Origin of the sequence: Marinobacter sp. 1-3A, from assembly GCF_016597775.1 — a bacterium.
Classification (GTDB): Bacteria; Pseudomonadota; Gammaproteobacteria; order Pseudomonadales; family Oleiphilaceae; genus Marinobacter; species Marinobacter xiaoshiensis.
This window is the reverse complement of the sequence record NZ_VCGZ01000003.1, coordinates 361253-381069: the sequence shown is the minus strand read 5'-3', so window position 1 is coordinate 381069 and position 19817 is coordinate 361253. Positions and strand designations below refer to the sequence as shown.

Genomic DNA, 19817 nt, shown 5'->3' with positions numbered 1-19817 from the left:
GCGTCAAAGAGCCGGCGTGTAATGGTGTATGGCTTCAGACCACATGAGCCATATGTAGCTCCCGCAAAACGACAACCAGGCTAGTGCTGCCGATACGCTGAATACATCCAGAGAAATAGGCACCCGGTCAAATCGGCTGAAGCTGGCTCTTGTTGCGCCAGTGATCGCCAACCCGAGTAACAGCCCCCCGACAATATCGCTGAACCAGTGTACACCCAGGTAGAGCCGGCTAATGGCGACAGGGATCAGTGGCAGTGAAAACAGTATGTAGGTTTGCCAGCGTTTCCGGGTGTGTGTTTCTGCCGCTATAAAGCTGGCCAGCATAGTGACAAGCACCGTGATGCCCGTGGTATGGCCGCTGGGAAAGGCGCCTGATGATGGCGGGTTCATAACCTGATCCGGGCGCACGGAACCAATGGCGTGTTTCAGCCCCCAAACCAGAAAAATCGTCAGAATTGCTGCTGAAAATATATGCACAGCGGCTGCATAGTGGCCCCTGAAGGCTAATGCAAGGCATGCCAGCAGGGCTGCAGCGATAAGAACGGGAGGGTCTCCCAGGAGTGTGGCTGCAATGGCGGGTGCATCCAGCAAAGGTTGGCGCAATTCACTGAACCACAGCATCGCCAATTGATCGAACGGTTTGATCACGTCGGTCATGGTTGCCAGTTGGCTCCAGAGGATAAACAGGGCAAATGCACCAAATGCAAGCATCAGTGAGGCCAGAGGGAATTCGCTTTCTTTGGCCGGGCGCTCATTGGAATAGAGACGCCAGAAACGGTGGGTTGTTTCATACTGTGCCATCTTTCTCTGAAGCCACAAGTAAAGGCGGCTATTGTCGCCAAGGCCCAGCTGAAAACGGAAGATAACCAGGTAGATGGCTGCCAGCGTTGCCAGGCTAATGCCTGTCACCAAATAAACATGCGCTGGCGGCTGTAGTTCACTGGCCAGTGCGCCACCCACAAGATAGCCCGGCAAAATATAGGCCGGCGCCCAGCCAATGGCTGATCCGATGTTGAAAGCCAGAAAACGGCGCCAAGGCATCAATAGAGCACCCGCAACGAGGGGTATTATGGGGCGCAAGGGCCCAACAAAACGCCCGATAATAACGCTTTTCCCGCCATGTAAATGAAAGAAGATTTCGGCTTTTCTGATGTGTTCCGGGTAGCGGCTTAGTGGCCATACACTTGCCAGACGCCCCTGAAATAACCTGCCAATTGCAAAACTTACAGTGTCGCCGCTGACCGCACCTAACCAGGCCCAGGCCAGCACGGTCATAAGAGGCATGTCTATCTGGGCTGCCATAACCGAGATGGTGAACAGGAAGGCAACGCCGGGCACCAGAATGCCGGCGATCGCCAGGGATTCTATAAATGCGGTGCTGAACAGGGCCAAAGATAGCCAGCCGGGGTTGGCGCTAAGCCACGCAGTCAGGTCCGAAAGCCAGGCGCTGCTCATGTACGGAGCGTCTCTCCCGGGCTGAACCATGCCGTGTCAGCCCCGCGCTTACGGGCTTCAAGCATTGCCTGATGGGCACGTTTGCGGAGTGTATCGGTGCGGGTGTCGCTGCTCCCCCGGGTGGTGCAGCCCAGGCTCACTGTGGCTTTGCCTGTCACCGGCCACTCATTTTCAGAGATTGTGCGCCGGATACGTTCCGCAATAACGCGCACACCTTCTTCCGGCGTGAAAGGCAAAATCAGGAAAAATTCGGAATCATTCAGTGTGTAGAGCGTGTCGCCAGCGCGGATTACGCCGAAAAGGTGCTGGGTCATGTTGCAAAACAGCGCTTGCATGCCTGGCTCCCCATAGAGTTGAGTGGCCTCATCGGCATGATCAATGGTGAGGTTTATCACAGACAGGTTATGGCCGGTAGCAATGGCCCGGCTTATTTCTTTTTGCAGGGTTTCGTCAAGAAAGCGGGCATTGTGAGCGCCAGTAACCGGGTCAGTAATGGCAAGATCCTCGGCAGATTGAGCCATGTGGTCGTACTGCCATATATAGAGTGCAGCAACCGTCAGTACGATGAGCAAGCCGCTGACGGCGGTGATTGCATCCGCTGCCGGCTGTTTTACAAGTAGCAGGATAGACATGGGTATCAGCAGAAGCAGAGAAAGCATCAGCGCGTGGCGAAGGGGCAATATCAACAGGTTGAGCAGCAACAGTGGCATGGCCCAGTGGGTAATGCTGGTGCTGCCGATGACAAACATGGCTGCCAGAAGACCGCTGTTCAGAGTTGCAAGAATAATCAGGTGGCCCGGTGCCGAGAGTTGGCGCCGGCGACTCAGGAGCGTGTAAGCCAGTCCGCCAAGGGTAAGGGCAGCCATGCCGGCAGCTAGGTAGAAGAGCTCGTAAAAACCGTATCGAAGGTTTTGCAGTGCCAGAGTAAATATAAACAGAGTGGCAGTGCCATAGCCAATGCTGTGAGTCCAGGTTCTCAGCCGGGTTTCTGTCATGGCGCAGATCCCTCCGCACGGGGCTGGGTTGGGGGTGTGGCTGGTGACCATGTGCTGTATGCCTGAGTCCGGTTGCCGCCTTGTTGCTGTGCGCGGCGTAGAGCGTTCGCGGCGCTCTGCTGCAGGCTGTCGGCATTGTCGCCAATGTTCAGCCCGGCGATACCGGTACTGACTGTCAGGTTCATACCGTGGGTTTCCAGCAGTTTTCCCAGGCCTTTGCGGATTGATTCCGCCCTGAGGATGGCCTCTTGAGTGGCTATGCCCGGCAATATCACCAGAAACTGCAGGTCTGCTGCCCGGTAGTAGGTATCGAAATCCCGTAGTTGAGAGTGCAGAAAGCGGCCAATTCTTGGAAGAATCGAACGAATGTCTTCGTCAGGGTCGTTGTCGCTGGTATGGGCGTCTAGGCCGATCAGAATGACCGACATGTCTGTGCCCTCGCGCTCGCTTCGCTGAATTTCTTTATGCAGATCGGCAGACAGATATTCCCGGCTGGCGGCTTGAGTTAGCTCATCGGTGCGCCTCAGAGGCGCCAGTTGGCGAGTTTTATACTCTCGCAGGAATATCAACACGGCAGAAAGGAGTACCGTAAGCAGGAGTGCGCTGATCATCTGATGTCGGTCAGCTATGCCTTCTGCCCAATGGGCGGCTATCACCGCAAGTACCACTATTACCAAGGTTATGATAGCCGCGATGCCGCGGGGCATAAGGGCAAATACAACCAGCGGCAGCCCGTAGAGCCAGTGGCTGAGAGCCCAAGGACCTGTCCAGAAGCTGGTCATCAACAGGAGTATAAGAGCTACAAAAAACAGCCTTTGAAGCATTGGCCATGGGGGGGTGCCTCGGCCAGGGTGAAAGCTGCGCCCGCTGATGATAACGCCGGCCGCAGCTGCGGCGCTTGCCGCGGTAAGCGGCTCGCCCAGTAAGGCGCACAAAACAGCAATGGCCACAAAAACGGCGAGGCTGGCGCGTGATAACCGGTTCAGCAAAAACTTATCGGCCGTCTGGGCCATGGTATTCGTCCTTTTTCGGGGTTCCCGTTGTACCGCAACGGTATAATATCTGTTTGGGGTGCGTACTTGAAACGGGAAAGGTAAAGTTAGGCTCTAATTACTGAATTCTGGCAAAAAATACATAAGGTAAAGGGATGGATATTGCAGCTTATATGACCGAAGTCGGGCAGCAAGCCCGGGCAGCGGCGACACTCGTTGCCCGGTCTACCACCGAAGTGCGAAACCGGGCGCTCCTGGCAACCGCTGACGCGCTGCATGCGGCGCGCAGTGAGCTGGCTGAGGCAAATGCTCGTGATCTTGTCTCCGGGAAAGAGAGTGGTCTGGATGCTGCCATGCTGGACAGGCTTGAACTTACGCCAGCACGGGTTGATGCCATGATTGAAGGTCTGCGGCAGGTTGCTTCCTTGCCTGACCCCATTGGTGCAATTACCGACATGACCTATCGCCCATCCGGCATTCAAGTGGGCAAGATGCGTGTGCCCTTGGGTGTTATCGGCATTATCTACGAATCCCGGCCTAATGTGACGGTTGAGGCTGCCAGCTTATGCTTGAAGTCTGGCAACGCCACGATTTTGCGCGGTGGTTCCGAATCTATCCATTCCAACCAGGCCATTGCCTTGTGTTTGGCCCGGGGGCTTGCAGATGCCGGCTTGCCGGAAACAGCTGTTCAGGTTGTCAAAACGACAGATCGAGCGGCGGTTGGTGAGCTGATTACCATGCCGGACTATGTGGATGTGATTGTGCCCAGGGGCGGTAAAGGCCTGATTGAACGCATCAGCCGGGACGCGCGGGTGCCCGTTATCAAGCATCTTGATGGCGTTTGCCATGTGTATATCGACAGCCATGCTGACCCAGAAAAAGCTTTGAATGTGGCAATTAATGCGAAAACGCACCGCTACGGCACATGCAACACAATGGAAACCCTGCTGGTGGACACAGAAATTGCTGCCGATATGCTGCCGCTGTTGAGCTCTGCTTTTATTGAAAAGGGTGTGGAGCTGCGAGGATGCCAGCAGACCCGTGAAATCCTTCCGGATATAAACGCGGCCACAGAGGCAGACTGGGAAGAGGAATATCTTGCGCCCGTTCTGGCCATTCGTGTGGTGGATGGGTTGGATGGTGCCATTGCGCATATCAACCGTTACAGCTCTCAGCATACTGACAGTATCATTACAGAGAACTACACCCGTGCCCGGCGTTTTATCACCGAGGTGGATTCAAGCTCGGTGATGGTCAATGCCTCCACCCGTTTTGCGGATGGCTTTGAGTATGGCCTTGGCGCTGAGATTGGCATCTCCACCGACAAGATACACGCCCGTGGGCCGGTTGGGCTTGAAGGTTTGACCTCGCAAAAATACGTGGTGTTCGGCGATGGGCACATTCGGGCCTGATGCAGATGCATGTAATTTATGGCGGAACCTTCGATCCGATACATCATGGGCATTTGCGCCTTGCGCTGGAGGTTGGCGAGCGGCTTCGAGGCGTGCCTGTAAGTTTGATGCCCTGCCATATTCCACCGCATAAGGGTGATACTGGCGCAACAGCCGAGCAAAGGCTGCGCCTGCTTGAGTTGGCGATTGCCGGGGAGCCGCGCTTAAGCGTTGACGATCGCGAACTGCGCCGGGGAGGCGCTTCCTTCACGGCGGATACCTTGCGCCAACTTCGCAAAGAGTTGGGTGCCAAGGTGCCGCTAGCCATGGTTGTAGGTACCGATGCCTTTGCCGGCCTTGATCGCTGGAATGAGTGGTGGGCAATTCCTGAGTTGGCTCACATTATTGTTGTGCAGCGCCCGGGCATAGTGTTGGATCCGAAAGGTGAGCCTGCCAGGCTGCTGGAGGAGCGCAGTGTTGGTAACGCCGAAGATCTATACAGCAGTGCCTCCGGGAAGATTCTTAACCTGAATCCGCCCTGGCTGGATATTTCAGCAACCGGCATCCGTGACCGGATTGGTCGTGGCCTGTCACCCCGTTATCTGGCTCCGGATGCAGTCTTGGCGGAGATTCAGAGTATGGGGCTTTACGGGGCATGCCCCGCAAAGAACTTTTAGTGCTACAATCGCGATCGAAAATGACTTTTCGGGTGGCCATTCCGGCCGGCACCCGGACTACAGGGTAATTATGCAGGCAGAGCAACTCAAAGATCTGATAGTGAATGCACTTGAAGACGTGAAAGCAAAAGACATCAGCGTTGTTGATGTGCGGGACCGTACCAGCGTTACCGATTTTATGGTTCTGGCATCCGGAACATCCAATCGCCACGTTAAATCCCTTGCGGATTCGGTTGTTCTTGACGCCAAAGAGAAGGGCGTTCGAGTCAACAGTGTGGAAGGTGGTGGCGGCAGCGACTGGATTCTGGTGGATATGGGGGACGTGGTTGTACACCTGATGCTCCCCGCCACACGTGAATTTTATGATCTGGAGCGCTTCTGGCGTGACGCGCCGGATGTCGAGGCTGAGGGCAGCGAGTAATCATGCGGCTGCGCCTGATCTGTGTGGGGCAAAAAATGCCCGACTGGGTCAGTAAGGGCTACGACGACTATGCTCGTCGTATGCCTCCGGAAATGCCCCTTGAGTTGGTAGAAATTGCCATGCCTCATCGTGGCAAAAACCCTGATATTCCCCGGTTGATGCAGCGCGAAAGCGACGCAATTCTGGCCGCTACCGGTTCCAAGGACAGGGTGGTCGCGCTGGAAGTGACAGGGCGCCCCTGGACTACGGAAAAGCTGGCCAGCCAGTTGGAAAGCTGGCAGCAAGACGGAAGGGATCTGAGTTTTCTTGTTGGTGGGCCAGATGGTTTGGCCGAGCCTTGCCGTCAGCGCGCAGATCAGCAATGGTCGCTGTCCCCTCTCACTTTACCTCATCCTCTTGTTCGGATTCTGTTGGCAGAACAGCTGTACAGAGCCTGGTCGATTACCCGTAACCACCCGTACCACCGGGCTTAGGAAACATCCATGCCGTGGGGTGAATTCAAGGATACTGCCGCCGAGCGCAGACTGTTCCAGCGTCGCGTCACTGTTATGCTGGCGCTCGTATTCTTCCTTTTGTCGGTGCTTGTCGCCCGTATGTATCAGCTCCAGATTGTCGAGCATGATATTTACACCACCCTCTCTGATAAAAACCGTGTGCAGGTCCAGTCTGTGCCGCCTCCCCGTGGTCTTGTTTATGATCGCAACCAGGTTTTGCTGGCAGAAAATCGCCCCGTTTTTAGCGTGACCGTAGTGCCTGAACGGGTTGGCGAGATTGATGCCGCACTGGAGCAGCTTGTCGGTATTCTTGATATTTCCGATGAGGATCTGGAACGGTTTCAGCGCCGCTTGCGCGAGCCTCGCCGTCCATTTCAGGAAATTCCACTGCGCTACGACCTTAACGAAGACGAGATTGCCCGCCTGGCTGTGCACCGACACGAGTTGCCTGGGGTAGAGGTGGAGGCGGAGCTGGTTAGATATTACCCGCACAGTGAGCTGACTGCCCACGCTCTGGGTTTCGTTGGCCGGATCAATCGTGATGAATTGCAGCGGATTGACCCGGTTAATTACGCCGGCACCAACTACATTGGCAAGTCTGGTGTCGAGCGATTTTATGAAGAACTGCTGCACGGCAGGGTTGGTTACCAGCATGTAGAAACCAACGCCCGAGGTCGTACTCTGAGAGTGCTGGAACGCGAAAATCCGGTGCCCGGTGAGGATCTCAAACTGCATCTGGATTTGCGTTTGCAGGCGCGGGCTCACGAACTCCTTGACGGACGCCGGGGAGCAATCGTTGCCATTGAGCCTGCCACAGGCGGGATATTGGCGCTGGCCAGCGTGCCGGGTTTCGATGCCAACAAGTTTGTGACTGGAATCAGCGTGCCAGATTATCGGGAGCTGAGTGAGAGTAATGACAAACCTTTGTTCAATCGGGCTCTGAGGGGGCAATACCCCCCGGGATCAACGCTCAAGCCCATGTTGGCGATTGCGGCACTCGATAGTGGCGCAGTAACAAGAGATCACACCATTTGGGACCCGGGGCACTTTCAGATCAACTCCTCTGGGCGGCGTTGGCGGGACTGGAAGCGAGGCGGGCACGGTTGGGTTGATCTGACCTACGCGATGGCGCAGTCCTGTGACGTTTACTTTTATGAAGCGGCTGTGGAAATGGGCGTGGATACCATGGTCAACTATTTGGCCCGCTTTGGCTTTGGCGAGGATGCAACTCTGGACGTGTCCGGCGCATTGAGCGGAATTCTGCCGTCCCCGGATTGGAAGCGCGCCACGCGTAATGAACCCTGGTATCCGGGAGACACTGTTAATCTCGGTATTGGTCAGGGGTTTATGTTGTCTACGCCACTGCAGCTGGCCACAGCAACCGCGTTGATTGCCAATCGCGGCGAGTGGGTAGAACCGCGGTTGCTCAAAGACATCCAGGGTGACCGATCCGTTGAAGAGTTTTTACCGTCGGAAACCCACGAGCCGTTGAAACTCAAGGACCCGAGTGACTGGGAGTTTATTGCTGAGACCATGGCCGAAGTTATGCATGGAGTGAAGGGCACTGCCCGCGCTGCCGGCCGTGGTGCCCCCTACCGCATGGCTGGAAAAACCGGTACCGCCCAGGTGTTCAGTCTTGCAGAAGATGAAGAGTATGACGCCGAAGAGGTGCGGGAGCGGTTACGCGACCACGCACTGTTTGTTGGCTTTGCACCGGTTAAAAAGCCACAGATTGCTGTCGCTGTGATTGTTGAAAACGGCGGCGGAGGAAGCAGCACAGCAGCTCCTGTAGCTCGGGCCCTGTTCGATGCCTGGATATTGGAGTTTTCTGCCGCTGCAGGTTCTCTGGTCAGCAAAACTGATTCGCAAAGAGAGGCTCCTTGATGGCCCCCCGGGAAGTGTTCAGTTCAACAGCCAGCAACCCCCTTGGTCGCCCGAGAGGTTTATGGTCTGCACTGCATCTGGATCCTATTCTGCTTTTCTTGCTCATTGTCCTGATTTCCTGCGGCTTTTTCGTGTTGTACAGCGGCGCCGACCGAAATCTGGATGTCGTAAAGGCCCAGGGCGTGCGCTTTGCCGTCGCATTTGTTGTGATGTTGGTTTTCGCCCAGCTTGATCCCTCTGTATTCAGGCGTTGGGCACCTTGGCTTTACGTACTTGGCCTAGCGGGCCTGGTTGCTGTGCTATTTGTGGGGGTTGGGGCGAAAGGTGCACAGCGTTGGTTAGCGTTGCCGGGATTGCCCAGGTTTCAGCCATCGGAGCTGATGAAGCTTGTTGTCCCCATAATGGCCGCCTGGTATCTGTCGCGGCACTTCTTGCCGCCGAAGCTGTCACGCATTGGTGTCGGGCTGGCTATTGTCCTGCTCCCGATGCTTCTGATTGTGAGGCAGCCCGATCTCGGGACTTCGCTTCTTGTGGGTATGGCGGGTCTGTTTGTTGTGTTTTTTGCCGGTATGAGCTGGAAACTCATAGGCGCATTTTTGGCAATGGTGTCTGTAGCTGCGCCAGTAATGTGGTTTTTCGGAATGCGCGAGTACCAGAAGCAGCGTGTCTTGACACTGCTTGATCCCCAGAGTGATCCGCTGGGTGCAGGTTGGAATATTATCCAGTCCAAAACCGCCATCGGCTCTGGCGGCCTGGATGGCAAAGGTTGGCTTCAGGGCACTCAGTCGCACCTTGAGTTTCTTCCGGAAAGCCATACTGATTTTATAGTGGCGGTACTGGCAGAGGAGTTCGGGTTTGTAGGGATTCTGATACTACTCAGCGTGTACTTCCTGATTATTTTGCGGTGCCTCTTTATCGCTGTGACTGCCCAGGATTCATTCAGTCGCCTTGTTGCGGGTGCGCTGACCATGACCTTCTTTATTTATGTGTTCGTTAACGTGGGCATGGTAAGTGGCCTGCTACCGGTTGTAGGGGTGCCTTTGCCGCTTGTGTCTTATGGTGGAACATCAACCGTTACCCTGATGGCGGCGTTTGGCATTCTGATGTCCATACACACCCATCGCCGGATGATCACGGCCTGATGTCAGGCCGGTAATGGTGATACGGGGCGCGAACCCGTTACAATGGTCGCAAGAGCTGTATTTTCCATTCAGCAGCGCATATTTCAGAGGGCATCTGTACAGTGATACCACATAGCGCAGGGTTATGGTTGTTGGGCTTGGCGGCTCTGGCGCTTGCCGGCTGCGCATCGGCTCCGACGCCTGCACCGGCCGGTACCGACCATTCATCACGCTACACCATTACTCAAGACCGGGCACCCACGGGAAACTTTGATGCCTCTGGCTTGTCAGATGCAGTGCCCGTATATCAGGCCCCGGTAAGGGCCGGGAACAAATCTCCCTACACAGTTTGGGGCAAACACTACACGGTAATGGACAGTAATGACGGCTATGTCGCTCGCGGCACCGCAAGCTGGTATGGCGAAAAGTTCCACGGTCACAAAACGTCTAATGGTGAAACCTTTGATATGTACCAGATGTCCGCAGCCCATAAATCTCTGCGGATACCGGGTTACGCAAAAGTGACTAATCTGGATAACGGGCAGTCTGTGATTGTGCGGGTTAATGACCGTGGGCCGTTCCACGGTGATCGCCTCATTGATTTGTCTTACGCAGCGGCTAAAAAGCTGGGTTATCAGTCACGCGGAACCGCCCGTGTAGAAGTCGCATCGATTACCGTGAAGCCCGACGGCAGCATGTTTCTTGCTGGTCAGCCTTTCGCGCTGGATGGGCAGCAGGTGAAGCGGCCGGTGCAAACGCAAACTGCGAACAGCGCATTTGACGGCCAGGGCGGCGGGCTGTTTGTTCAGCTTGGCTCCTTCAGCAGCCGCGACCCGGCAGAAAAACTACAGACCCGCGCCGTGGATAGACTTGGTAGCTCCTTGGGGAGTAACTCTGTGCGAGTACGTGCAGTAGATACTGCTTCAGGGCGCTTTCACCGGGTTCAGGTTGGGCCTTTTCAGGATGAAGGCAGTGCGCGAAAGACGCAGCGCCTTTTGGAAACTGAAGGATTTGCGCAATCAATTGTGCTGACAGACTCTGACTGAGCGTCAGATCACTTATAAAACACACTTAACGACGAACGAATGGACCCATGGCATTAAAATCAGTTTTCCGCTCACTCTCTTTTGCTTCAGCACTCCTTACGTTTGTGCTGATGCTTACGGTTTCAGGCAAAGCAATTTCCCAGACCGTGCTGATTCCTTCACCGCCGCAAATTGCTGGTAGTTCCTACGTGCTGATGGACCCGAAAAGTGGTCGCATCATCATGGAAGAGAACAGCAACGAGCGCTTGCCGCCGGCCAGTCTGACAAAGATGATGACAGCGTACATTGTTGAGCGCGAGCTGGACGAAGGCCGGATCAGCATGTCCGACATGGTTCCTATCAGCGTAAAAGCATGGAAAACAGAGGGCTCCCGTACGTTTGTTAAAGAGGGCACCAGTGTTTCCGTAGAAGACCTTCTCAAAGGCGTAATTATTCAGTCAGGCAACGATGCTTCGGTAGCCCTGGCGGAATTTGTTGCCGGCAGTGAGGGCGCTTTCGTAGATATTATGAATCAGCAGGCTCAACTTCTGGGTATGAAGGACACCCACTTTCAGAATGCTACCGGCCTGCCTGCCGCAGATCACTTTTCTACCGCCTATGACCTGGCTGTTCTGGCGCGTGCGATTATCAATGATTACCCGGAAAACTACCCGATCTACGCGGAGAAGCACTTTACGTACAACAATATCCGTCAACCCAACCGTAACAGCCTGCTATGGCGCGACGATAGTGTTGATGGCCTCAAAACCGGCCATACCGAAGAGGCAGGGTACTGTCTTGTTGCTTCAGCCAAGCGCAACAACACGCGCTTTATTGCAACAGTGATGGGAACCAGCAGCTCTGAGGCGCGATCCCAGGAAATCCAGAAAATGCTGAACTACGGGTTTCGCTACTATGAAAGTGAGCGCTTGTTCCGGGCGGGGCAGGAGCTGATTGAGGCCAAGGTGTGGGGCGGTCAATCTGACAAGCTTTCCGTGGGCATGCTTGAAGATGCCTACGTGACCATTCCTCGCGGATCCCGTGACAGCCTTGAGTCCAGTGTGGATCTTGATTCAGTGATCAAGGCACCGGTTCGTGCCGGTGATGAGCTCGGTCGGGTGAAAGTGTCCTTTAATGGGGAAGTGCTGATTGATCAGCCAGTGCTTGCTCTGACGGAGGTTCCTGAAGGCGGTTTGTTCAAGCGAATCTGGGACGCCATCAAGTTGTTTTTTGTTCAGTTATTCCAGTAAGGGCCAGTTGAGCCCGGGAGAAAAACGGCATGAGCGAGCCGAAAGCGCCAAAAATAGAGTTTCCCTGTGATTACGGTATCAAGGTGATTGGCGATGCCGCACCGGATTTCAAAGAGTTTGTCGTAGCGGTTGTTCAGCAGCACGCTCCGGGAATCAAGGAAGAAGATGTCTCTGTTAAAGACAGCAGGGAAGGTCGGTTCTGCTCGGTACGGCTGAATATTCTGGCTACTGGCGAGCCGCAGCTAAAGGCCTTGTTTGAGGACCTCAAGGCCAGCGGCCGTGTTCACATGGTGTTGTAAGCACCATGCCTGAACTCATTGTCAGGTCTTTGGGCCAGCAGCCCTATCTGGAAACCTGGGAAGCCATGAAAAGCTTCACGGCAGAAAGGGGTGACGACACCAATGATGAGCTTTGGTGTCTGGAGCATCCTCGGGTCTACACCCAGGGCCAGGCTGGCAAGGCCGAGCATATCCTGGCGCCGGGTGATATCACGGTGATTCAAGTAGACCGTGGTGGACAGGTGACCTATCACGGACCTGGTCAACTGGTGATTTACCTGATGATTGGGCTTACCCGTCGCAAGATAGGGGTGAGGGGGCTGGTCGACATTATTGAGCAGGGCATAGTACGCACGCTTGCTGAGCTTGATATTGCCGCAGAGCCCCGGCCAGATGCGCCAGGTGTTTATGTGGGTGATGCAAAAATTGCTTCCCTGGGATTGCGGGTTCGCCGTGGATGTTCGTTCCACGGTCTTGCGCTGAATGTCGATATGGACATGGAGCCATTTGGCAGGATCAACCCCTGCGGGTATGCGGGACTGGCCATGTGCCAAACCAGTGACTTTACCTCAGCGTCTATTGATGCTGTTGAGCAGCTGTTGGTAGCCCAACTTGTTTCAGGGTTGGGCGACTCTGTAGTAAGTTATCGAAACGGCTGGGATGATCAGGCAGGCCCGTCAATCTGATACATACAAACACGGTTGCGGCCGAGGGCTTTTGCACGGTACAAGGCTTCGTCTGCATGCTGGAGAAGTTTGTCGACAGATTCCGCCCCCTCGATGCTTGCTACGCCAATACTGGCAGTGCAGTGGACTGCTGTCTGCGCCACCATCACAGCTTTCTCGGCGATTGCCTCACGAATCCTGTTGGCAATCTGCACTGCACCGTCTGCATTGGTTTCCGGCAGTAGCACCAGGTATTCCTCACCTCCCCAACGAGCGGTGGTGTCCAGTTTCCGGGCCTCCTCATGCAGTGTGTTTGCAACCAACACAATCAGCTCATCGCCTACATGGTGTCCGTGGGTATCGTTTACACTTTTGAACAGGTCAATATCTGCTAACAACACGGCAAATGGCCGGTTGGTACGAAGATAGCGTTCGTATTCCACTTCCAGTTGAGCCAAGGCCTCCCTGCGGTTTGCAAGGCCGGTGAGTGTGTCATGCTTGGCGGCGTACTCGAACTCTCGGGCCAGCGCCAACAAACCAAGTTTGCTCCGTCGCCGGCTCTGATCAAGGATGTAGCAGGTGATCATTTCAAAGCCGAGGGCTACAACCATGGTAATCCGGAAGCTGGTGCTATAGGGCAGATTCAGTAATTGGTCAGCAAGCGGGCTGAAGAACAGCAGCGTAACCCCCGTAAATCCGAATAGACAGGCGCCAACACCAAACCGCGCATCGCTGATGTAAAAAATGATGGGTGGGTAGGCAAAGAGCCAGATAATCGCCGAGCCATTCTCTAACGCGCTGACCGACACATAGATAAACACCGTGGTTGTCAGGCCAATAAACGCGCGACGCTGAAAGGTTTTGTGGCGGAACGCAGCGTAAATCAGCAAATTGATTGTCATCAGAATGGCAAATGCTATCAGCAGGCCAGCCGCGAGGTGCTCACCTTGCTCGACAGAACGGGAGGCAAAAAAGGCCAGCAATGGCACTGCAGAGATACTCAGCCAGTTGATCAGAACCGGAACTGGAATTTCACCCGATACCTGAAGCTGAGAGCGCCCATTTGCGGGAAGCTCAGGAGCAATTTTCGACATAGTGTGAGCAGGTTCTTTTGATAATTATCAGTTATTTTGATTCCGCATCCATCCAATAGTAAACGGTATTCTGGGCAGAAGTTGTGTAATACCGTAAAAACAGCCAGAGGATGACAACAAACTGTTCCCCGGTAGCCTGGCTGTGTGGGCATCAGAGCAGGTATAAACCGGCAGGCAGAGGCGAGCAATGGCCGGTAAGCCGCTGAGCATGGGTCGCAGTGGAGAGGTCAGGTAGCAGAAGTATCCGTATAATGACATGAGCCACCTGCTGCTGTTACGTTTAGAGTACAAGTGAAGGGTTCTTGCAGGGTGGGTAAATTTTCAGATCCGGACAGGTCTTACATGTCATCCAGACGCTCAGGTAATTCAGTCTCCCGTATCAAGACCGGCAGCTTTGAACGTCGGTTGAGTTTGACTCGCGCCGGGCTTTTCGCCGGCACGCGGGTGGCCTCGCACATGGCAACGAACTGGTTCAGCAGCAAGGATAAGCGGGATGAGCGCCACCGTGCCATGTTATCCAAGCAAGCCCATCTTCTGGTGGAGGAGCTGGGAAAACTGAAAGGCAGTGTGGTTAAAATCGGTCAGGTGATGGCGCTTTATGGTGAGCATTTTCTGCCTGAAGAGGTCACTGAAGCCCTACACACCCTGGAAGATCAGACTACCTCGCTGGAGTGGTCTGCCATCGAGCGGGTTCTCAAAGCCGAGCTGGGCAGTGATAAATTTGCTGAGCTTGAGATAGACCCCGAACCTATTGGGGCCGCATCTCTGGGGCAGGTGCACCGTGCATTGCGGCGAAGTGATGGCCTGGAGCTGGTGCTCAAAGTCCAGTATCCGGGTGTCGCCGATGCGGTTGATAGCGATCTGAATGCGGTGGCTCAGTTACTCAGAGTGGCTAGGTTGGTGAGCTTCGGGCCAGAGTTTGAGGACTGGCTGGAAGAGGTGCGACAGATGATGCACCGGGAAGTTGATTATCATCTTGAGGCTCGCACCACAGAGAAATTTCGCCAGATGCTCAAGAATGACCCCCGGTTTGTGGTTCCCCGGGTGTTGCCGGAGTATTCAGGTGCGCAGGTTATTGCCTCAACCTATGAGCATGGGCATTCCGTAAGTGCTGGCGTTGTTCGGGAGTTGTCACTGGAGCGCCGCAGTGCGCTCGGAGAAGCCGCGCTTGAGCTCTTCTTTCGGGAGCTGTTCGTGTGGGGTGAGATCCAGACCGACCCCAATTTCGGAAACTACCGTATTCGCATTGCCGGAGAAGATGGCAATGGTGTGGAGCATGATCGCATAGTGCTGTTGGACTTTGGTGCTGTGCAGTCTTACTCAAGCGAGTTTCTTGACCCGGTTATCCAGATGATCCGTGCATCTTATGAGAACGATCTGGATGCAGTGATCGATGGGGGCGTAAAACTGCGTTTCATGAACACTGACTGGCCGAAGGATGTGTTGGAGAAGTTTGGCGAGGTGTGCATGTCGGTTCTGGAGCCCTTGTCCAGCGACCATGCAAGCTGGCCTCACTACGCGGTTAACGAGAAGGGCCAGTATCGTTGGAAGCAAAGCGACTTGCCGTCAAGAGTTGCGCGACAGGCTGCACGTTCAGCCATAAGCCGTTATTTCCGCGTGCCACCCAGAGAGTTTGTATTCCTCAACCGAAAGCTCATTGGGGTGTATACCTTTATTGCTGTGCTGCACTCGGAGTTCAACGGCGAGCCCTTGTTACGCAAATACCTTTATGGCGAAGGTGATGATATGCCTGATGCTTCTGCAACCAGCCAGATCACAAAGGCGTAACGCACGCCTTTGCCTATACCCACAAGCACAATGAAGTTGAGCCAGGGCACGCGCATGATGCCGCCAACAAGCGTCAGCGCGTCGCCGCCCAGAGGTAGCCAGCCCAGTAGCAAAGACCACTGGCCGTAGCGGTTAAAACTGTTTCTTGCTTTGTGCAGTTGCGTTTCACTCAAGGGGAACCAGCGCTTGTGCTTGAAGCGGTCTACCTGCCTGCCGATGATGCCGTTCACCACAGACCCCAACGTATTGCCCAGCGTGGCCCAGAACCACAGCCACCACATGGGATAGCCCTGAACAACCAGGGTGCCAGTCAGTATCTCCGAGTAGGCAGGCAACAGAGTAGCCGCTGCAAACGAGGTCAGAAATAACGTCAGGTAAACCACAGAGTTGTCCTTACGGTGATGGGTGTTTGGGTCTTTTGCCCCACGAGGCGGCACTAAGTATGAACCGTTACTATAGCGGCTATTTAGAGCTTCAATTTTTTAATTTTCCTCAATCATGTCATCATGAATTCAAGTTTATTTACACCCCTTATAACCGCCCGGGAATCCTTCCGGGGTATCTATTTTGGAGGCGTTTATGGAACAGGTAACGATTTACGGCCGTTCAAGTTGCGGGTTTTGCGTGCGTGCAAGGAGTCTGTGTGAGTCTCGCAATATGCCGTACACCTGGGTGGATATGATCGAGCATGGCATGACCAAAGAAGACATTGCCGACAAAATTGGGCGAGCTGTACACACCGTGCCGCAGATTTTGGTGGGGGACAGATACATAGGCGGATACGATGATTTTGCAAGCTACGTGCGGCAACTGGAGGCTTAGTCGTTTGTAGAATCTATCTGGCAGGTAAGGAGCGCAGTATGGAATTTGAGCATGTGGTTCAAGTTAATGACCTGAAGGATTCGTCCATCCCCAACCTGACCCGGAAGCAATTGTGGGAAGGCTTGGTCATGCGTGCAGAGGCGCCCCAACATTTTGTGATTGGCCTTGGCGAGTTCGAGCTCGATTGGCAAACCGATAAACGCCTGAAACGGAGCCTTGAGCTGCCCGGCCTGGTTGTTGATGATCTGGTTACCTTTAATGAAGGCCAGTTTGTACATTATGAAATTATACCAACGGCCACGGTTGCCGGTGGAAGTCTCACAATGACAATAGAAGAGCCAGAGCCGCAGTCTTTGTTCGTACGTTTCAGCTATTGTGCTCGATATCTTGACGAGATCGGGGATGAACTGCCTTATGATCTTTTTGTTCAGCAGGCATATATCGCGGCAGACATCGATACGGTTCGAATCATCCGGAACCGGTTGGCCGCGCACTAGAGCAGGTGTGTCGAAGTTACTGTAAAGGCATGAGGCCCGAAAGAGCCAGTGAGGCGCAGAATTGCTGATCAGGACCCGGCTAACAGGGTGCTGATCAGCACTGTAGTTGCTTTAATCAATCAGAGCTTGAAATCGGTTTTCAGCTTCTTTTCTGCAAGGGTGTTTTTGAGTTTCGCCACCCGCGGCAGGCCGTTGTCAAACGGAGGGAAATTCTCGCCTGCGATCAGAGGTAGCAGGTAGTCGCGGCAGTCCTGGGTAATACCAAATCCATCATCCGTAATGTAATGGATGGGCATCTTCTTTTCCTGGTTAGCAACTTCGCTAAGCGGGGCTTCACCAATCGACCAGACGTAAGGTTTGGATTTCTCACGAACAATCGTAGGCATAACTGCCTGTTTGCCTGCCAGAGCCATTTCTACAGCCGCTTTGCCAACGGCGTAAGCCTGCTCAACGTCGGTTGCAGAGGCAATGTGCCGAGCACTGCGCTGGAGATAATCCGCAACCGCCCAGTGGTACTTGTGCCCCAGAGCCTGCCTGACCATATTGGCCAGTGCCGGCGCTACGCCACCAAGCTGAGTGTGACCAAATGCATCTTTGGCGCCGGCATCTGCAAGGAAACGGCCGTCTTCGTACTGGGCACCTTCTGACGCAACCACCACGCAGTAACCATATTCCTTAACACAGAAATCGACCCGCTCCAGAAAGGCTTCGCGGTTAAACGGAATTTCAGGGAACAGGATAATGTGGGGCGGCTCGCCTTCGCCCTGACCAGCCAGACCACCAGCGGCTGCGATCCAGCCTGCGTGACGGCCCATGACTTCAAGGATGAACACCTTGGTGGAGGTTTCGCACATGGACTTGATGTCCAGACTGGCTTCCAGGGTGGATGTGGCGATGTACTTGGCTACAGAGCCAAAGCCAGGGCAGCAGTCAGTAAACGGCAGGTCGTTATCGACTGTTTTGGGAACACCGATGCAGGTAATGGGGTAGCCCAGTTTTTCACCAATTTGTGAGACTTTGTAGGCGGTGTCCTGGGAATCACCGCCACCGTTGTAGAAGAAGTAGCCGATGTTATGTGCGCGGAATACTTCGATAAGGCGCTCGTATTCCCGGCGGTTTTCCGAGATGTTCTTCAGCTTGTGGCGGCAAGATCCGAACGCACCGCCCGGGGTGTGGATCAACTCCTGAATGGCTTCATCACTTTCGAGGCTGGTATCGATCAGCTCTTCGTACAGCGCGCCCAGAATGCCGTTGCGACCTGCAAACACTTTGCCGATCTTGTCCGAGTGCTTACGGGCGGTCTGGATGACCCCGCAGGCACTCGCGTTGATTACAGCGGTAACACCGCCAGACTGAGCGTAAAATGCGTTCTTGATGGCCATCTCGGGGTGGAGTCTCCTGTTGATTCGACAATGGTGCAGATGATACGTCAAATGCGCGCAATTTTCATGGCAGGAAGTGCGGATAGTAATGCGCTTGACGGCACTGAAAGGATACGGGAGGCTTGTCGGGTTTCAACGCAGAGGACTGACGGCGAATGCATATTCATATACTGGGGATTTGTGGCACATTCATGGGCAGCCTTGCGGTATTGGCAAGAGAGCTGGGCCACACAGTGACCGGTTCCGATCAGGGCGTTTATCCGCCCATGAGCACCCAGTTAGAGGCCCAGGGCATCAGCCTGATGGAAGGCTACAGCCCGGAGCACCTTGAGCCCAAGCCAGACCTTGTGCTGATTGGAAACGCCATGTCCCGAGGCAACCCGGAGGTAGAAGCGGTACTTAACCGTAATATCGACTATATGTCGGGCCCGGAGTGGCTGGCGAGAGAAGTTCTGCGGCATCGCTGGGTGTTGGCGGTTGCCGGTACTCACGGCAAAACCACCACCACAGCCATGCTCCTCTGGATTCTTGATCAGGCTGGGTTTGCGCCCGGGTATCTTGTGGGTGGCGTGCCGAAAGATTTTCCGGTTTCAGCGAGTCTCGGCGATAGCGACTTTTTTGTAATTGAAGCCGATGAGTACGACAGCGCCTTTTTCGACAAGCGCTCCAAGTTTGTCCATTACCGCCCCCATACCCTGATACTGAATAACCTTGAGTTTGATCACGCCGATATCTTCGAAAACGTAGAGGCCATCGAGCGACAGTTTCATCATCTGGTTCGTACTGTACCCTCCCAGGGCATGATTATTCGCCCAAGCCTGGATGAACATCTGGATAAAGCTCTCGATATGGGGTGCTGGAGCCCGGTTCAGGATATGGCTATCGGGAGCGAAACAGCTGCATCGGTTGATTGGCGTGCCGAGCTGCTATCAGAAGATGGCAGCCGATTTATGGTGGTTCATCACGAGCAGCCCGTTGCCGTGGTGAAGTGGAGCCAAACGGGTATGCATAACGTTCGCAATGCCCTTGCAGCCATTGCTGCGGCAAAGCATGTGGGGGTAACGCCCGATCACGCCGTGGCCGCGCTGTGTCGCTTCTCTGGCGTAAAGCGGCGTATGGAACTGCTGGCGGATATTGGTGGAGTTAAAGTTTACGACGACTTCGCTCACCACCCAACCGCCATAGAGACCACCCTGGACGGATTGCGCAATCAGGTGGGGGAGGAGCCGGTTATCGCCCTCATCGAGCCCCGCTCCAACACTATGAAACAGGGCGTGCACCAGCATACGCTGCTGCCGAGTGCTGCGTTGGCAGATAAAGTGTATTGGGCCAACCTGAACACTATGGACTGGCTGCCGGAACTGGTCTCCGTTTGGCAGTCCGGTAATCCGGAATCAAGTAAACACCTTGTAGAGTCCACCGTAGAAGGGCTGATTGAGCGTGTAATGGCAGATCTGCCGAGCCCCTGCCACATTGTCATTATGAGTAACGGTGGCTTTGGTGGCATTCACGGTAAGCTCATAGCCGAGCTTGAACGTATTCATGGCTGACCCGGCACAGAAGGAGTTATATCGTTGACCCAACCC

General features: G+C 54.6%; 20 protein-coding genes. 14 read left to right on the top strand and 6 right to left on the bottom strand.

Annotation, left to right across the window (positions count from 1 at the left end; all coding sequences use genetic code 11):
• Positions 1 to 3: 3 nt before the first annotated feature.
• From FE848_RS06910 to FE848_RS06900, 3 genes are read right to left on the bottom strand one after another with little or no spacing between them, the layout of a single operon-like run.
• Entirely contained in the window at positions 4 to 1455 is a 1452-nt protein-coding gene (locus FE848_RS06910) for a bifunctional DedA family/phosphatase PAP2 family protein (RefSeq protein WP_200202047.1), read from the bottom strand.
• Complete coding sequence (locus tag FE848_RS06905) at positions 1452 to 2450, bottom strand: GGDEF domain-containing protein (protein ID WP_200202046.1); 999 nt, start codon at positions 2448 to 2450, stop codon at positions 1452 to 1454. The genes FE848_RS06910 and FE848_RS06905 overlap by 4 nt, the downstream gene beginning before the upstream one ends.
• Positions 2447 to 3463: a GGDEF domain-containing protein gene (locus tag FE848_RS06900; protein ID WP_200202045.1), complete on the bottom strand. Its 1017-nt coding sequence runs from the start codon at positions 3461 to 3463 to the stop codon at positions 2447 to 2449. Before FE848_RS06900 ends, FE848_RS06905 begins: the two co-directional genes overlap by 4 nt.
• A gap of 134 nt (positions 3464 to 3597) precedes the next feature.
• On the opposite strand from FE848_RS06900, the gene FE848_RS06895 reads away from it, so the two are divergent.
• The 10 genes from FE848_RS06895 to lipB all read left to right on the top strand — a co-directional run bounded on the left by FE848_RS06895 (position 3598) and on the right by lipB (position 12669).
• Positions 3598 to 4854 carry a glutamate-5-semialdehyde dehydrogenase gene (locus FE848_RS06895; RefSeq protein ID WP_200202044.1) on the top strand — a complete coding sequence of 419 codons (1257 nt, stop codon included), beginning with the start codon at positions 3598 to 3600 and terminating at the stop codon, positions 4852 to 4854.
• A gap of 5 nt (positions 4855 to 4859) precedes the next feature.
• Positions 4860 to 5510, top strand: coding sequence for a nicotinate-nucleotide adenylyltransferase (gene nadD, locus FE848_RS06890; protein ID WP_200202043.1), 651 nt, complete (start codon positions 4860 to 4862; stop codon positions 5508 to 5510).
• A gap of 70 nt (positions 5511 to 5580) precedes the next feature.
• Positions 5581 to 5931 carry a ribosome silencing factor gene (gene rsfS, locus FE848_RS06885; protein WP_200202042.1) on the top strand — a complete coding sequence of 117 codons (351 nt, stop codon included), beginning with the start codon at positions 5581 to 5583 and terminating at the stop codon, positions 5929 to 5931.
• 2 nt (positions 5932 to 5933) lie between these two features.
• Entirely contained in the window at positions 5934 to 6404 is a 471-nt protein-coding gene (rlmH, locus tag FE848_RS06880; protein ID WP_200202041.1) for a 23S rRNA (pseudouridine(1915)-N(3))-methyltransferase RlmH, read from the top strand.
• A 9-nt stretch (positions 6405 to 6413) separates the two neighbouring features.
• Positions 6414 to 8309 carry a penicillin-binding protein 2 gene (gene mrdA / locus FE848_RS06875; RefSeq protein ID WP_200202040.1) on the top strand — a complete coding sequence of 632 codons (1896 nt, stop codon included), beginning with the start codon at positions 6414 to 6416 and terminating at the stop codon, positions 8307 to 8309.
• Positions 8309 to 9451 (top strand): rod shape-determining protein RodA, encoded by a 1143-nt coding sequence (rodA, locus tag FE848_RS06870; RefSeq protein ID WP_200202039.1) that lies wholly within the window; start codon positions 8309 to 8311, stop codon positions 9449 to 9451. The genes mrdA and rodA overlap by 1 nt, the downstream gene beginning before the upstream one ends.
• Positions 9452 to 9552: 101 nt before the next feature.
• Complete coding sequence (locus FE848_RS06865) at positions 9553 to 10476, top strand: septal ring lytic transglycosylase RlpA family protein (protein WP_200202038.1); 924 nt, start codon at positions 9553 to 9555, stop codon at positions 10474 to 10476.
• A gap of 47 nt (positions 10477 to 10523) precedes the next feature.
• Positions 10524 to 11705 (top strand): D-alanyl-D-alanine carboxypeptidase family protein, encoded by a 1182-nt coding sequence (locus FE848_RS06860; RefSeq protein ID WP_200202037.1) that lies wholly within the window; start codon positions 10524 to 10526, stop codon positions 11703 to 11705.
• 29 nt (positions 11706 to 11734) lie between these two features.
• Positions 11735 to 12004 (top strand): YbeD family protein, encoded by a 270-nt coding sequence (locus tag FE848_RS06855; RefSeq protein WP_200202036.1) that lies wholly within the window; start codon positions 11735 to 11737, stop codon positions 12002 to 12004.
• A gap of 5 nt (positions 12005 to 12009) precedes the next feature.
• Entirely contained in the window at positions 12010 to 12669 is a 660-nt protein-coding gene (gene lipB, locus FE848_RS06850) for a lipoyl(octanoyl) transferase LipB (protein WP_200202035.1), read from the top strand.
• Here the strand turns inward: lipB and FE848_RS06845 are convergent.
• Positions 12648 to 13742 carry a GGDEF domain-containing protein gene (locus FE848_RS06845; RefSeq protein ID WP_200202034.1) on the bottom strand — a complete coding sequence of 365 codons (1095 nt, stop codon included), beginning with the start codon at positions 13740 to 13742 and terminating at the stop codon, positions 12648 to 12650. The two genes, lipB and FE848_RS06845, sit on opposite strands and share 22 nt — an antisense overlap.
• Positions 13743 to 14084: 342 nt before the next feature.
• Between FE848_RS06845 and FE848_RS06840 the strand changes: the two genes are divergently transcribed.
• Positions 14085 to 15530 carry an ABC1 kinase family protein gene (locus FE848_RS06840; RefSeq protein ID WP_200202033.1) on the top strand — a complete coding sequence of 482 codons (1446 nt, stop codon included), beginning with the start codon at positions 14085 to 14087 and terminating at the stop codon, positions 15528 to 15530.
• Here FE848_RS06840 and FE848_RS06835 read toward each other — a convergent pair.
• Complete coding sequence (locus FE848_RS06835; RefSeq protein WP_200202121.1) at positions 15470 to 15913, bottom strand: YqaA family protein; 444 nt, start codon at positions 15911 to 15913, stop codon at positions 15470 to 15472. The genes FE848_RS06840 and FE848_RS06835 overlap by 61 nt on opposite strands.
• 196 nt (positions 15914 to 16109) lie before the next feature.
• On the opposite strand from FE848_RS06835, the gene FE848_RS06830 reads away from it, so the two are divergent.
• Positions 16110 to 16352 carry a GrxA family glutaredoxin gene (locus FE848_RS06830; protein ID WP_200202032.1) on the top strand — a complete coding sequence of 81 codons (243 nt, stop codon included), beginning with the start codon at positions 16110 to 16112 and terminating at the stop codon, positions 16350 to 16352.
• Between the two features lie 38 nt (positions 16353 to 16390).
• Complete coding sequence (locus tag FE848_RS06825; protein ID WP_200202031.1) at positions 16391 to 16849, top strand: SRPBCC family protein; 459 nt, start codon at positions 16391 to 16393, stop codon at positions 16847 to 16849.
• Between the two features lie 119 nt (positions 16850 to 16968).
• Here the strand turns inward: FE848_RS06825 and FE848_RS06820 are convergent, their stop codons facing one another.
• On the bottom strand, positions 16969 to 18231 hold the full coding sequence (locus tag FE848_RS06820) for a 6-phosphofructokinase (RefSeq protein ID WP_200202030.1): 1263 nt from the start codon (positions 18229 to 18231) through the stop codon (positions 16969 to 16971).
• A 155-nt stretch (positions 18232 to 18386) separates the two neighbouring features.
• On the opposite strand from FE848_RS06820, the gene mpl reads away from it, so the two are divergent.
• Positions 18387 to 19781 (top strand): UDP-N-acetylmuramate:L-alanyl-gamma-D-glutamyl-meso-diaminopimelate ligase, encoded by a 1395-nt coding sequence (mpl, locus tag FE848_RS06815; protein WP_200202029.1) that lies wholly within the window; start codon positions 18387 to 18389, stop codon positions 19779 to 19781.
• Positions 19782 to 19817: the final 36 nt, after the last annotated feature.

Excerpts from the sequence above, each read along its gene's own strand:
- FE848_RS06910 (WP_200202047.1), bottom strand. The coding sequence starts at position 1,455 with ATGAGCAGCGCCTGGCTTTCGGACCTGACTGCGTGGCTTAGCGCCAAC.
- FE848_RS06905 (WP_200202046.1), bottom strand. The coding sequence starts at position 2,450 with ATGACAGAAACCCGGCTGAGAACCTGGACTCACAGCATTGGCTATGGC.
- FE848_RS06900 (WP_200202045.1), bottom strand. The coding sequence starts at position 3,463 with ATGGCCCAGACGGCCGATAAGTTTTTGCTGAACCGGTTATCACGCGCC.
- FE848_RS06895 (WP_200202044.1), top strand. The coding sequence starts at position 3,598 with ATGGATATTGCAGCTTATATGACCGAAGTCGGGCAGCAAGCCCGGGCA.
- nadD (WP_200202043.1), top strand. The coding sequence starts at position 4,860 with ATGCATGTAATTTATGGCGGAACCTTCGATCCGATACATCATGGGCAT.
- rsfS (WP_200202042.1), top strand. The coding sequence starts at position 5,581 with ATGCAGGCAGAGCAACTCAAAGATCTGATAGTGAATGCACTTGAAGAC.
- rlmH (WP_200202041.1), top strand. The coding sequence starts at position 5,934 with ATGCGGCTGCGCCTGATCTGTGTGGGGCAAAAAATGCCCGACTGGGTC.
- mrdA (WP_200202040.1), top strand. The coding sequence starts at position 6,414 with ATGCCGTGGGGTGAATTCAAGGATACTGCCGCCGAGCGCAGACTGTTC.
- rodA (WP_200202039.1), top strand. The coding sequence starts at position 8,309 with ATGGCCCCCCGGGAAGTGTTCAGTTCAACAGCCAGCAACCCCCTTGGT.
- FE848_RS06860 (WP_200202037.1), top strand. The coding sequence starts at position 10,524 with ATGGCATTAAAATCAGTTTTCCGCTCACTCTCTTTTGCTTCAGCACTC.
- FE848_RS06855 (WP_200202036.1), top strand. The coding sequence starts at position 11,735 with ATGAGCGAGCCGAAAGCGCCAAAAATAGAGTTTCCCTGTGATTACGGT.
- lipB (WP_200202035.1), top strand. The coding sequence starts at position 12,010 with ATGCCTGAACTCATTGTCAGGTCTTTGGGCCAGCAGCCCTATCTGGAA.
- FE848_RS06845 (WP_200202034.1), bottom strand. The coding sequence starts at position 13,742 with ATGTCGAAAATTGCTCCTGAGCTTCCCGCAAATGGGCGCTCTCAGCTT.
- FE848_RS06840 (WP_200202033.1), top strand. The coding sequence starts at position 14,085 with ATGTCATCCAGACGCTCAGGTAATTCAGTCTCCCGTATCAAGACCGGC.
- FE848_RS06830 (WP_200202032.1), top strand. The coding sequence starts at position 16,110 with ATGGAACAGGTAACGATTTACGGCCGTTCAAGTTGCGGGTTTTGCGTG.
- FE848_RS06825 (WP_200202031.1), top strand. The coding sequence starts at position 16,391 with ATGGAATTTGAGCATGTGGTTCAAGTTAATGACCTGAAGGATTCGTCC.
- FE848_RS06820 (WP_200202030.1), bottom strand. The coding sequence starts at position 18,231 with ATGGCCATCAAGAACGCATTTTACGCTCAGTCTGGCGGTGTTACCGCT.
- mpl (WP_200202029.1), top strand. The coding sequence starts at position 18,387 with ATGCATATTCATATACTGGGGATTTGTGGCACATTCATGGGCAGCCTT.